The organism is Flavobacterium sp. HBTb2-11-1 (genome assembly GCF_009826975.1).
Lineage (GTDB): Bacteria > Bacteroidota > Bacteroidia > Flavobacteriales > Flavobacteriaceae > Flavobacterium.
The window spans coordinates 443,316-456,812 of the sequence record NZ_WUMO01000002.1 but is presented as its reverse complement, the minus strand read 5'-3'; the positions used below and the strand labels follow the sequence as shown (position 1 = coordinate 456,812).

Genomic DNA, 13,497 nt, shown 5'->3' with positions numbered 1-13,497 from the left:
AAAAAACTGATTATCAATATATAGTACTTTTATTATTATAGAAAAAACGGAATTCAGCGCTGATAAAAAAACGTTAAAAGCATTCTTAATTTTAAAGTGGCACAATTCCTGCCTGCAAAAAAATCATTGAATAATCAGAGCGCTTAATCGGTGTTCTAAAAAATTAAAATAAATGAAAAGATTTAAATGTATGTATGTTTTTGTGGTAGTGTTATTGTCAACATTTACATATGGTCAGGAAAGTTTAAAAATGTTTGTGAAAGAAAGTAAAGCGCCATGTTCGGGCGTTGCCCCTATGGAATGTTTACAGGTAAAGTATGATAATGACAAAGAATGGCAGTTATTTTATGATCATATCGAAGGTTTTAATTTTGAAAAAGGAAATCGATATGAGATTCTGGTAACGAGAACCAAAAGACCAGAACCAATTCCTGCTGACGCTTCTGCATATCAGTATAAACTAAAAAGCATAATTTCTAAAACCCCTGTAAACAAAGAAAAAGGAATTTATGACACCAAAATGATTTTGACTCAGTTAAATGGAAAAAAGATAAACAGCGGAAAAGCATTTATCACCATTAACGACGAAACAGGAACAATAAGCGGTAAAAACGGATGTAATAATTTTAACGTAAAATACACGAAGCTTTCTTCAAAAAATCAAATCAAGAGCAATTCTCCTATGGGAACTTTAATGGCTTGTAATGACGAAAGCATGAAATTGGAAAAAGAATTTAACGCTGCGATAACCAACAAAAAATTCAAAATTGTAAAGAAAAACAATACAGTGTACTTTAAAAATACTAAGAACAAAGTGGTTATGGAATTTTCTATTCCAACTCAAGACCAACTTTGGAGTTTTATTGCCAAAAATAATTGGAAACTAATCGCATTAGAAAATGTTGGGCAAGATTACGGAAAAGCTTCTATTAAATTTAATCCATCAGAAAAGAAAGTAAGTGGAAATACAGGTTGTAACAGCTTTGCTGGAACTTACGAAACTAGTGGTGATCATATTACTTTTGATAAAGTAGCTGCTACATTAATGGCATGTATTGGTGAAGAAGGAAATAAAACAGAGCAAAAAATGCTATTTTATTTAAGCAATAAAGACCTGCGTTTTGACGTAGCAGACCAAACGCTTAATTTTTATCTTAACGATAAACTGGTCATGATGTTTGGCATTACAAAATAAATTTAGTTTTAGAAGTCATCTTAAAAGAGATGATAGTTTATATAAAATGATTAGAAGACCAGTGAAGTTGATTCACTGGTTTTTTTATGGATATAATTTATTGTTTTTGTAGTAAATAGATTTGTTTAAAAAATAAGGTTGTTTTTTTTATATTCTCATTTTCAAGACCTTAATTATCAAATTTGCATCTATATTGATTCTTGATTTTTTATTTTGAGAAAAAGTGTATTTGGTTGATTTTTAAATTTTTATAATAACAAAATCATTGTATTGATCTTGATTTTTTGTCCACTTTTACCTTAATTTCTTTTTTAAGTATAGTTTCGTTATGACCTTTTGTAAGGCACTAACTATTTAATAAACCAAGACTTATGAGAAACAAATTACATTTCATTTTTTTGAGAAAAGCTCAATTTTACCATATTATATTATGGTTTTTTTTTCTTCTTTTTGCTTCAGGTTCCTATGCCCAGCGCGGTTATTATGATGCACCTTATAAAAGGTACGAAGCAAATTTAGGGCAATTGTCTAATGGTGCTTCAGTTACTGCAAAATCATACAGTCAGGCCGATCTTCAGTCAGAAGCTTCAGATCAGCAGTGTGTGAATATGTCTGCCACAAATGCGACCGTTCAATGGGCGCTTAGTGAAGCCGCTGACGGATTAGTAATTCGCTATAGTGTTCCTGACGGGCAATCTGGAACTATTGGGGTTTATAATGGCAACACAAAGCTTACAACGCTTACTTTGACTTCAACTTGGTCTTGGGAATATTTGTGGAGCAACGGAAATCCGAACAATAACGGAATTACAAATCAAAACCCAAGAATGCGTTTTGATGAAGTGCGTTATAAACTTCCTGCTAAAATTGCCGTAAACGGAACATTAAAATTGGTGAGGGAATCAGGTAATGTTCATATTGACTTTGCAGAAATGGAACCAGTGCCAACAGCTGTTACAGCTCCTGCAGGTGCCGTAACTTACTCTGGAAACGGAAGCGATCTTCAGACTTTTATTGATGCAAATGGCGGAAAAAAAATATTTCTTCCAGCTGGGATTTATAATGTTAACCGAGAATTATATTTTGGTTCAGCAAACACTTCGCTAATTGGTGCAGGAATGTGGTACACACAGATTAATTTTACCAACACCAGTAGTTTAAATGGAGGATTACGTGCCAATGCGAACAACATTTCATTCACAGATTTATATCTTACAACAAATTCAGCTTCGAGAAGTAATTCTTATAAAGCAATAAACGGAGTTTTTACAAGTGGTTCAATAGTTAAAAACATTTGGGCAGAACATTTTGAATGTGGTGCCTGGATTGCGCAATACAATTCTGGTGGACCAGCAATTGCTGACGGATTTACATTATCGCACTGTCGTTTTAGAAATAATTATGCTGATGGAATCAATCTTTGCAAAGGAACAGCGAATTCAATTGTAGAACATTGTAATTTTAGAAACAACGGAGACGACGATCAGGCAATTTGGTCTGCTGACGGACTCGAATGTATCAATAATACATTTAGATACAATACTTCAGAAAACTGTTGGCGCGCTTGTGGACTTGCTATTTACGGAGGGAAAAATAATAAAGGTTACAATTTAATTATCAAAGACAATCTGGAAGCAGGAATCAGAGTGAGTAATAATTTTCCAGGAGCACCATTTAACAACGATGGTATGCACGAAATTCATGATATTACCATAACAGCCTGCGGAACTTTTAATGATACTTACAACAATCCCGTGGCGGCAATTGATATTTTTAGTGCTACAAATGCCGGAAGTCAGGTTAAGAATGTTCAGCTTTACAGCATTGATATTATAGATTCAAGAAACGATGCAATTTCTATTAGTAAAAGATCGGGAGATGGTATTTATAATCTTTCTTTTAAAGACATAACAGTTAACGGAACGGGTAAAGAATATCCAAATAATAATGTATTGAACAGAAACTGGGGCAGAGGCTATTTTGTACTTATTGCAGGTTCTCCAAGCGGAAATGGAACCTATTGCAATATGAATTATTCTAACAGAGGCGGAAATGCCACAACTAATGAAGAAATTAGTGCAATTGGCACATTTTCATGGACGCAGAGCGGAAACTGTTCAACTACAAATGTTCCGGTTTCAGGTGTAACGCTTTCGCCAGGAGCAGTAACTCTAGGTGTTGGCGCAACACAGCAATTAACTCCTACTGTTTCTCCGGCCAATGCCACCAATAAAACAGTAAGTTATAGTTCAAATAATACTGGTGTTGCAACAGTAAGTGGTTCAGGTTTAGTAACCGCAGTTGCTTCGGGATCGGCTACCATTACAGTAACGACTCAGGATGGTAATAAAACCGCGACTTCTGCAATAACAGTAAATTCATCAAATGTGGCCGTAACAAGTGTGAGTTTAAGTCCTTCATCAGCAACATTGGCTGTAGGCGGGACACAGCAGCTAACACCAACAGTTTTGCCTTCAAATGCAACTAATAAATCGGTTAATTATACTTCAAACAATACAGGTGTAGCAACGGTTAATTCATCAGGATTAGTCACAGCAGTTTCAGCAGGTACCGCTACAATTACTGTAACTACAGTTGATGGAAATAAAACGAGTACTGCAGCTATTACTGTAAATACCGCAACAGGAAACTATTTTACCATTAAAAACAAATGGACAGGCAATTATTTATATGATGCCGGAAACAATGTAGGATATGGTCCAACAGTGGCAAACAATAATTATAAATGGGAAAAAGTGGCTATCGATGCTACTTATTATATAATTAAAAATGTAGGTACAGGAGATATAATGCATATTGAGAATTTAACCGGTGCAGTACAATGTACAGCAGGTCAATCCAGCTGGTGGAGTGCGCAATGGTCTTCTGAAAATGTAGACGCAACTTGGGTAAGAATCAAAAATAGATGGCAGACAACAGCGATGATTCATATTGAAAATCTAAATGGTTCTGCGCAATATCTTGGAGGTCAAAATAATTGGGAAAGTGCACAATGGCAGTTTGAAAACACTTCGACATCGAAAAAAGTGAATACTCCTGAAGTTACAGTTGAGAATTCTGTAGTTAGCATTTATCCAAATCCTTCAGTTAATAATGAATTTAATATTGTTTTGCCAGAACTGAAAGCAGGTGATACAGCAACTGTAACAGTTACTGATAGCAGCGGAAGAAAAGTTTTGGTAAACAAAATCAGTTCATCTTTAAAAATCAGCCATCATTTAGGAGCTGGAATATATATTTTGACAATTAATTCTAATGCTTTTAATGTTTCTAAAAAATTGATTGTTAAATGATAGATTAAAATTTAGAAAATGAACTTCAGACGAATTTATAATTAAATTTCATCATAATAAGCTCGATATTGTATCGGGCTTATTCTTTTTTTCAGCTCTCCAAAGAATTCTTATAAAAACCAGCTCACAAAGATTAAGCTCAACAACGATAGCACGGATTGCAAATCCGCGCTAACGAGTATTTATGGGCAATACTTTTGGCGAAAGTGTTAATTCTAGGTTTGTTGCCATATCCCGTTACATCATTTTTCCTTCTTTTGTATATTCTTTTTTAATTCCCTGAAGCAAATGATTTAAGTTGATGCTTTTGTTTTGGTCTTCTAAAGTTCTCAGACAAGCATATTGAATGATGTTGACAATGTTTGCGCCGGTAATGTCGTATTTTTTTGAAAGTTCTTGAAGATTTACGTCTTCGGCAATTTTAATTCCTTTTGGCAGATTATTTTGCCACAGTTTCAAACGTTCGCCATAAGAAGGCACTTCAAACTCAATTATAGATTGAAATCTGCGGGTAAAAGCAGCATCTATATTGGTTTTAAAATTAGAAGCCAAAATCACCAATCCGGGATGATTTTCTATGCGTTGTAATAAATATGAAACTTCCTGATTGGTGTATTTATCATGCGCGTCACGTACATTGGTTCTTTTTCCGAAAACGGCATCGGCTTCGTCAAAAAACAGAATCCAATCTTTATCGGCCGCTTTATCAAAAAGAGAGGAAAGGTTTTTTTCGGTTTCGCCAATGTATTTGGAAATTACCATTGACAAATCAATTCTATAAACATCTCTTTGAGTATATTTTCCTAAAAGTGAAGCCGTAAGGGTTTTTCCCGTTCCGGGCGCGCCGTAAAACATGACTCTAAAGCCGGGCTTTATTTTGGCTTTCATGTTCCATTCGTGAAGCAGAATATCGTTGAATTTAAGCCAAGTTTCTATTTCTTTTATCTGATTTAAAGTATTGGAATTCAAAACCAAATCGTCCCAATCTAATTGCGTTTCTATTAATTGGGCAGGGAAAATGCTGCTCAGTTGTGGTTTCAGGATTTTTCCGGTTATGAATTTTTCGATGTATTCATCTTCTAAAATTAATAAACCGCTTAGTTTAGGTTCGCCATTCGCGACCGCTTCTATTTTGATAATGCCTTTTTGATACAGAAAAGATTGGTTATGCAGGTAATTGTAGAATGAAATTCGGTTTTCGAGATCATTTCCAGCAACTAAAAACTGTGCCGTTTCGCCTGTTGGCAAAATGCCACGATGATTTTTTGTTTTGATTCCGCCAAACTCAGGCAGTTCACCGCCATTTGGCAAATATTCGGCAATAATCGAACTCAGAAAATCGGGTTTCATATGCGGAACCAGAGCTAATCCCAAGATAAGAATGTCAATTTCTGAAAGATTATTTTCGATAATAAATTCGTCAATAAAACCATTCGCCTCAGTTTGGTCTAAAACAGGTTTTTCCGTTGGATTTTCGACCTGAAAAAGAGTATCAAGCTGAAATACAAATTGGTTTTTGATATAGGTAAATACATTTTCCATTTTCTATACTAATGATTCGATTGAGAAAAAATCAAGCTTAGATTGTTTATAATTTCTGATTTTGTCCATAACAGCGTTTCCGTTATGAGAACCGCCAGAATTAGTATTGCCTTCAATAGTTTCGATGGTGTCGGCATGAACAGCAGTTACAATTCCGGTGTGAATCCAGTCGTTTGGCGTTTTTTGAAGAAGAAAAATATCACCCGGTTTTATAAAAGCGGGATTAGTTCTGGCTGTTTGAAAACGAGTTAAGATTTTTTTCTGAAGACCTGTTGTTCCAACAGTATCGCAGCTATAAGTCAGAGGCATTAACGTCTTAAAATTTTTTCCTTGAATAGAAGCCGCCTGGTCGACAATAGCCTGAACAAATCCCATGCACCAAAACCAATCCGTTCCTTCATGTCCGTCCATATAGCTTCGAACCCAAGGTCCTGTATTGCTTTGGTTGTTTATGACAAGTTCAAAAGGTTGATTTTTAAGATGATTTTTGGCTGTATTGAGAATTAATTCTCTCAGATTACTTCCAGATATTGGACTTTCAAATGCTTTTTTAAGTGGCGATGCCAATTTATCAAACAGGTTTTGATCTACATTTCCGTTTTGAGGCAAACCATTCAATTTTTGATAATTCAATACTGCTTTTTCTGTAGCAGGACCAAAATCGCCATCAATACCTGTTGCCGTTCCCGAACCAGGATGCTGCATAGCAAATAAATTAAGCCAAGACTGAATTTTCTCAACGTCTTTCTTGTTGTTATTTGCTCCATTTCTTTGTTGTGTTGCTTTAATAAGCAGCTCTTTTTGGTAGAATGTTTTTTGCATGACTTTATTGTTTTAGATTAAAATGAATATCAATTTTGGTCAGGTTATTTCGATAATAAATTCATCAATAAAACCATTCGAATCAATTTGATTCAAAACAAGTTTTTCTACTTGAAAAAAGTTGTCAAGCTGAAACACTAATTGTTTTTTTAGGGAGTTGCATACATTTTTCATTTTATATTGCTTTTATTTATGATCTAGAATTAAGAAATGCTGTAATTCTTGCTTGCAATTGATTATTAGCATCATTTTTTTGCAGATTAAATGCATTATCTACAGCGGACGAAACGGGTGTTGGAGGTTCAGGAGAACCGACAGGGCCTCTGGCAGCTTTATTTTCTTGATTTTCTTGATTGATGGCTAAGTTTGTTCTCTGTTTTGCTTCACTTGCAAAAGCAGAAAGTAAACGCATAACAGCGGAAACCATTTCTGTCCTAGCCATTGAAGGATTTTCTTGATGTGTTCCCAATACTTCTTGAACTATTTCACTTATAGTGTTTTTGAAATCATTGATAGTACTTTGATCTCCAAATTCACCATTTGTTTTTGCATTAGCTGCTCCTTTATAAATCAAAATGGTATGCATATTATTATAATCTGCTCCGCCAGCTGGAACTCCAGCTTGAGAAAGAGCCTCAAAAGCTGTATTTATAAATGCTCTTGGAATGACATGTTCAGATTCTGTAAACCAGACTGGTATACCGCTTCTCCTCATTCTGCTTTGCTGACTCGAATGCATGCCTACACTACCAATTCCTGGTGCGCTGGCTCCTGGTGCGGCAGGATCTCCATGTGCTTTTATTTTTTGAACAATGATTCGTAAATTTCTGTTTGCGGCTTCTCTTTTCGCTGTTGCACTAGTTGCAGCAGCAGTTTCGCTTAAATAAGTCGCATATGCAGTTCTAACTTCAGGACTTGGATGTTGATCAAGCTGAATTGGATCTGAATGCATAACGAGTTGATCGGTTCCTGGATTGTTTTTGAGTTTGTGACCTTCTGTACCTATATCAAAATCTTCATCTACAGGAACTGGAGGAAATAGAGCTGCTTCTGGTTCGCTTCCCATCACTCTGTCCAACAACGCCATTCCTCTATCTACAGCCTGATTCACTAACCAAGTCAATGCTTCATCAACCATTTGGCGAACAGCGACGAGCATTTCGCCAATTCTTGCTCCAATACCTGTTAAACCGACTTGATTGGCCAAGAAACCTATCACGACTGGCATAGCTTGTCCCATGGTTCTTTCTAGATAATCGGCGGCTGTGGCGACATTGCCTCGAGCTAAGTCGGCTACACCATTGACAAACGAATTGACCACTTCGAGCATTTCGCGTAAGTATTTTATAAAACTTTGAATTGCGTTAAAGAATGCCATAGCACCATTTATCACAGCCATGATTCCGGTTGGGTCTAACATGCTTAAAAGTCTGGCCGTAATTCTATTGACAATACGTTCCATGACAAAGTTTTTCACGGCATCGAGAACGGTATTCCATAAATTACTAAGCTGTTCTTGTATTTTGTCCCAAATAGCTGCCATACCACGTTCTTGAACATCTTTGATGAATGTCCAGATACCTTCGAGCGTATTAATCATGCTACGAATTCTAGCTACTCTTGCAGGACCAATACGCGGATGTGCGGCTAGTTTTTCCCAAATTCTTTCCATGGAGATATTTAGCACTTCCATAATCCATGTAATAACACCACGTAGAGAGAAATCAGTGAGAACTGGAATATTAGCATCTTTTAGTTCGCTCATTAGCCAGCCCGTTACACCATTGATTAAGTGGGTAACAATATTGTCAAAGAATTGTACAAATCCTTGTTTAAGTGCTCGCAGTATATTTTTTAAGAAACCAATTGGGTCTTTCTTGATGTCTTCAATCGCTTCTAAAGCTCTTGTAATAATATTTCCGATAAGGTCAAATGGGAAATTCATGATTTCGAGAATAGCCATAATCACGATTCTGACAATTTCTGCCACGAAAGCAATTAGTCGGCCTATAGGTTCTCCGAATTTTTCAATGATTCTCATGAAAGCATCTATCGGATGAATGAGGTCATCAATAGACATAGAATCCCAAATATCAGTAAAGAGCTGTATGATAGATTGTGGCGTCATGTTGAGCGTCTCTACAGCAGCTTCAATTTCGCCTGCAATTCTGGCTATTGCACCAGATTCCACCATTTGCGCATATTGTTCTTCTCCGCCATCCATAAGGCTCATAAAACCTCGTATCATATTTGGAACTGTGCGAGGCACGACTTCTTGTGTAAAAGGATCTTTTCCGATAATCACTTTCACAAGCGAATATCCTCTAACGGTGGCGGCCTGAGCGGAAAGCCAGCCTAATAGTGATTCCTTAACAAGCTCTAATACTTTTAATGCCACGCCCGAAGCAAAATCCCAAACTCTTTGCAAGAATTCTCCAGCTTGAGTGGCAAGCGCAGAGAGATTATCTGCAATATTGACCAAATTGGATGGTTGAATAGCATCCCAAGCTGCGGTGATAAGTCCGCGAAGTTCGCCAAGTAAAGAGTTGAAAGTTCCAACCTGAGTATCAAGCCAATCGGCAGTTTTTTGCAGCGTGCCTTTTTCGCGCATTTGCTCAAGTTCAGTCTGCTTGTCTATCAGTATTAAGAAATCTTCTAATATTTCTACCGTTGTGGCATTTACAGCCTCATCTCGTAATGGATCGTATTTGATTATTTTTTTAATTAATGACCAAGCTTTGTTTTCTGCCAATAAAGGTTCAGCAACATTAATTAAGGCTTCTTTTATCCAAGTAATTACCTGATCGACTGTAGCGCTTACGAAAGAAGTTATTCTATTAACTACTTCATTAAATTTTTCTGTAACTAAATCAATAATGCCTGTGTAAGGAAATGATAATTCATCCCAAACTTCTTCAACTAAATCAAGAATACTGTCAATTGTTAGTCCCAGTTCTCCTAATTTTCCTTCTACCCAGTCAAAAACCTGCTGTAAAATTCCATATTCCTGAAGCTTGTCAAATATGGCAGTTCCAAACGGAATAAGTCCCATTAAGCCTTCAACCAGATTAATTGGAGTTCGTTCTACATCAATTTGACGTAACGGGTCATAACCGATTATAACGGTAAATAAAGTGTAACCTGGAATATGTCTTGCCTCATCTATAATCCAATCAGGAACTAAATCGAGGAATGAACCTTGAATCATTTCGGGAGCAGGGGAGATGGCTTCTGGTTTTTTTCTAATTGCCGCTCCCTGCTGTACGGTATGCGTTAATTCGTGGGCGAGTAAATGCTTGCCTTCTTTTGAATTTGGATTGTATTTTCCTTCGTTAAAATAAATATTGTTTCCCGTAGCAAAAGCCTGAGCGCCTAATTGCTTATTCATTTGAACAGCATTGGAGTCATTGTGTATGCGGACATTGCTAAAATCGGCTCCAATGCCAGATTCCATTTCGGTTTTTATTTTTCCAGATAGAGGAGAACCTCCGCCTTTACTGCTGTTTAGCTTGGACTCTATATTTGAATTATCGCTAGGATTGGCATCGCCAGCAGCGCTTTTTTGCAGTTGTTTTTCTTCGTCTGAGGTTTGTTTTTCTTCTTCTTTTTTCTGCTGTACATTTTCTTCTTCTCCTTTGTTTTGAATTAAAGGTTTGGTTGCTGGAGTACCTTTTGAGACCGTTTCAGGTTTTTTGACTTCTTTTTTATTCTGAACCGTTTCTTCTTTTTTCTGGACTTTATCTTCTTGCTTGCGCTGAATTAATGATTTTGATCCAGAAAAAGCGGGATTAATTTCTCGTTTTTCGGTTATTCTAGAATCAAGTTTATTTTGGATTAAATCGGTTTTGAGTTGTACAACAGGTGTTATGGTTTGAGTTGCGGTTTTTTGTTGCGCTTCTTTATTTTTTTCTTCTTGCTTTTGAACATTGCGGGCCAGTTTCTTTTGTACTACCGGCGATGGCGAAAAGAATGAGTCTGCTTTTGGCGTTTGTTTATTGGCCACCACGTGGTCTGCGACTCTATCGGCTTCTACTTCAAATTTATCGTTAGATTTTCCGATATTCAATTTTGCCTGAACACCAAAAAAAGATTCCTTCCCCTTGTCATGATGTGACGAGGAGTGCGGAGAATTTGATCTTGGTATTTGTTTTAATGCTGTCATCTAGTTAGTTACGCTAAAAATTCCTTTTAAATTTGGACTACCTCCAGGATTAATTACTTGAATCTCCACTTTAAAGAAGATACAGTCTTTGGTTTTTACTGCAAATGATTGTGTTTCTGTTCTGCCAACATCATATCTTCTGCTAGTTTTACGTATTGTGCCTCCTTGTATAGCTGTTAATACTATATGATAATGTTTTGCATTATGTGGTTTGGCCCAATTTGCTGTTGAAGTTATTTTAAAATTTCCTTTTGAACAGAAAGTTGTAGATGGCACAGAGGTATCATCGACATTAAAATCCCTAGTTTGCGGTAATTGAGACGCTTCACCACAACAATTATCACCACCTCGTTTTTGTCCTACCAGTTTATTGTCTAAAGCTCCTATAGTTTCTGGTCCGACAATACCGTCAATTTTATTCAAACCGTTTTCTTCTTGGAAGCCTATTACTGCATTTCGTGTTTCGTTTCCAAAATCACCGTCTGCTCCAAATTTTGGTAAACTTTGACCTGCTTTCATTAGACCTTGCTGCAATTCTGAAACATATTGCCCTTTTTGACCGGTAGAAATAAGCATCTGATTATCATTAGCTTTTTCCAATGGTGGATTGCCTTTAAACTGTGGGTTTTCTGGTCTTTCTGCGTGTAGATCTTCTGAATGGTTTTCGATAGATTTTTGTATTGTCGTTGATTTTTGTTTGGATCCAGTCTGCTGAATCGTATGCGTGAGTTCATGTGCTAGCAGATGTTTACCTTCTTTGGATTCTGGATTGTATTTTCCTTTATTGAAATAAACATCATTGCCATGCGTGAATGCTTGCGCGCCCAATTCTTCGCTCATTTGAACAGCTCTACTGTCGGTGTGGATGTTTACATTACTAAAATCGGCTCCAAAACCCGATTCCATTTCGCGCTTTGTATTTTTGTCCATAGCGTTGCCGCGGCCTTTAGAGCTGTTGAGATTACTTTCTACGTTTTCATCAACTGAATTCGATTCATTTCGTTTTGCTTGAACTGTTTTTTCTTCTTTTTTCTGAGCCTTTTTATCTTCGTTCTCACATTCAGCACATTTTTTCTGTACTTTTTTGTCTTCTTCCTTATCCGACTTCTTTTGAACCTTTTTGTCTTCTTCTTTTTCGCCCTTTTTCTGAACTTTTTTATCTTCTTCTTTATCCGATTTCTTTTGGACTTTTTTGTCTTCTTCTTTTTCGCCTTTTTTTTGAACTTTTTTATCCTCTTCCTTATCCGATTTCTTTTGCACTTTCTTGTCTTCTTCTTTTTCGCCTTTTTTTTGCAGAGGCTGTTCTTGTGCCAAGTCCTTTTTTTGAACTGTCGAAATGGTTTCTGCAAGGGGTTTTTGCTGTACAGCTTCTTCGCTTCTGGATTGAAGTAAACCTCCAGTTTTGCGTTTGTTGACTACTTTATCAGCTACATTGTCGGCTTCTACTTCATATTTGTCTCCTACAGTGCCCGTAGTTAGTTTTTTTTGAACTTTTGGTCCAAAAAAAGTAGAAGGGGAGTGATGGGCTATTTTTTTTTGTTCAAACTCTCTCATGATTATTATTTTATCATTTTGAAATACTAATTTGTTTCTCTAAACAAACTGCAGATTATTCGCGATAACACCTTCTTTCTCTAATGCATTTTTTATTTGCTTATACCAATACGGAAATATCTTAGAGAGTCGAAGTTCAATTTCATCAACAACATATTTGTCATATTTTTTCATTCCAAAAAAATGAGAATACCCAATACTATCGGCATGTTTTCCTTGTTCGCTTATATTGTCACCTTTCAAAAGCATAGTCGGAGTATTGTTTTTATAATTCAACAGCGATGCAAGTGTATATTGTTCTATTAAAATGCAGGTTTCATAACCTTCTTGTTTTAATGAAGTAAAGCCTTCTTGGTTTTCTATATATATTTTCTCCAAGTCGTAATAGCTTTTTATAAATTCGTCACGGAGCTTGAGATCGTTAAAACCAAATATGCCGCAGTTATACGAATAGCCCAAATTGGTGTGCCAGTAAGGAAGATTTTTAGTGTATTTATTAAAAAACTCTACCTGCTTCTTATAATGGATTTCATAAGTGTCTTCTTTGCGTTCTACTATAACACCATCAAAACTAAAATCTATCTTTTTCTTAATAAAGATGTCGGTGTCTATGTGAATAAATGGTTTTGTTTGAAGTTCCATAGCATTGATTTTCGATTTCATCCAAAGTTCAATTCTATTGTCGTTTTGCATTTTGGTAACAGCACAAGGAAGCATATACAGGAATTTATAGCCTATTTCGTCTACATAAAGCTCAATTTCATCATACCACAAATGACTATATAACACACTCAGAGCAGTCATGTAGATCGTTTCCTTTAATTTGTCTCCCATATTCCATCTGTTGTTTGTTATAGGAAGTACATCAAGGCTGTAAATCATCTTGTGTTGTTGTTTCATACCATTTT

7 protein-coding genes are annotated in these 13,497 nt (G+C 36.2%); 2 read left to right on the top strand and 5 right to left on the bottom strand.

Features of this window, described 5'->3' with window-relative positions:
- Positions 1-172 precede the first annotated feature (172 nt).
- Complete coding sequence (locus GR162_RS06945) at positions 173-1,195, top strand: META domain-containing protein (protein WP_160781516.1); 1,023 nt, start codon at positions 173-175, stop codon at positions 1,193-1,195.
- A gap of 371 nt (positions 1,196-1,566) precedes the next feature.
- The gene (locus GR162_RS06940; RefSeq protein ID WP_160781515.1) at positions 1,567-4,509 is read left to right on the top strand and encodes an Ig-like domain-containing protein; all 2,943 of its coding nucleotides are present in this window, start codon (positions 1,567-1,569) and stop codon (positions 4,507-4,509) included.
- Positions 4,510-4,746: 237 nt separating this feature from the next.
- On the opposite strand, the gene GR162_RS06935 is transcribed toward GR162_RS06940, so the two are convergent.
- The 5 genes from GR162_RS06935 to GR162_RS06915 form a co-directional block, all read right to left on the bottom strand.
- Complete coding sequence (locus tag GR162_RS06935) at positions 4,747-6,051, bottom strand: ATP-binding protein (protein ID WP_160781514.1); 1,305 nt, start codon at positions 6,049-6,051, stop codon at positions 4,747-4,749.
- 3 nt (positions 6,052-6,054) lie between these two features.
- Positions 6,055-6,873 carry a peptidoglycan-binding protein gene (locus tag GR162_RS06930; RefSeq protein ID WP_160781513.1) on the bottom strand — a complete coding sequence of 273 codons (819 nt, stop codon included), beginning with the start codon at positions 6,871-6,873 and terminating at the stop codon, positions 6,055-6,057.
- 190 nt (positions 6,874-7,063) lie between these two features.
- Complete coding sequence (locus GR162_RS06925) at positions 7,064-11,035, bottom strand: DUF4157 domain-containing protein (RefSeq protein WP_237421304.1); 3,972 nt, start codon at positions 11,033-11,035, stop codon at positions 7,064-7,066.
- Positions 11,036-12,589 carry a DUF4157 domain-containing protein gene (locus GR162_RS06920; protein WP_160781512.1) on the bottom strand — a complete coding sequence of 518 codons (1,554 nt, stop codon included), beginning with the start codon at positions 12,587-12,589 and terminating at the stop codon, positions 11,036-11,038.
- Between the two features lie 39 nt (positions 12,590-12,628).
- Positions 12,629-13,489 (bottom strand): DUF6734 family protein, encoded by an 861-nt coding sequence (locus GR162_RS06915; RefSeq protein ID WP_160781511.1) that lies wholly within the window; start codon positions 13,487-13,489, stop codon positions 12,629-12,631.
- Positions 13,490-13,497: the final 8 nt, after the last annotated feature.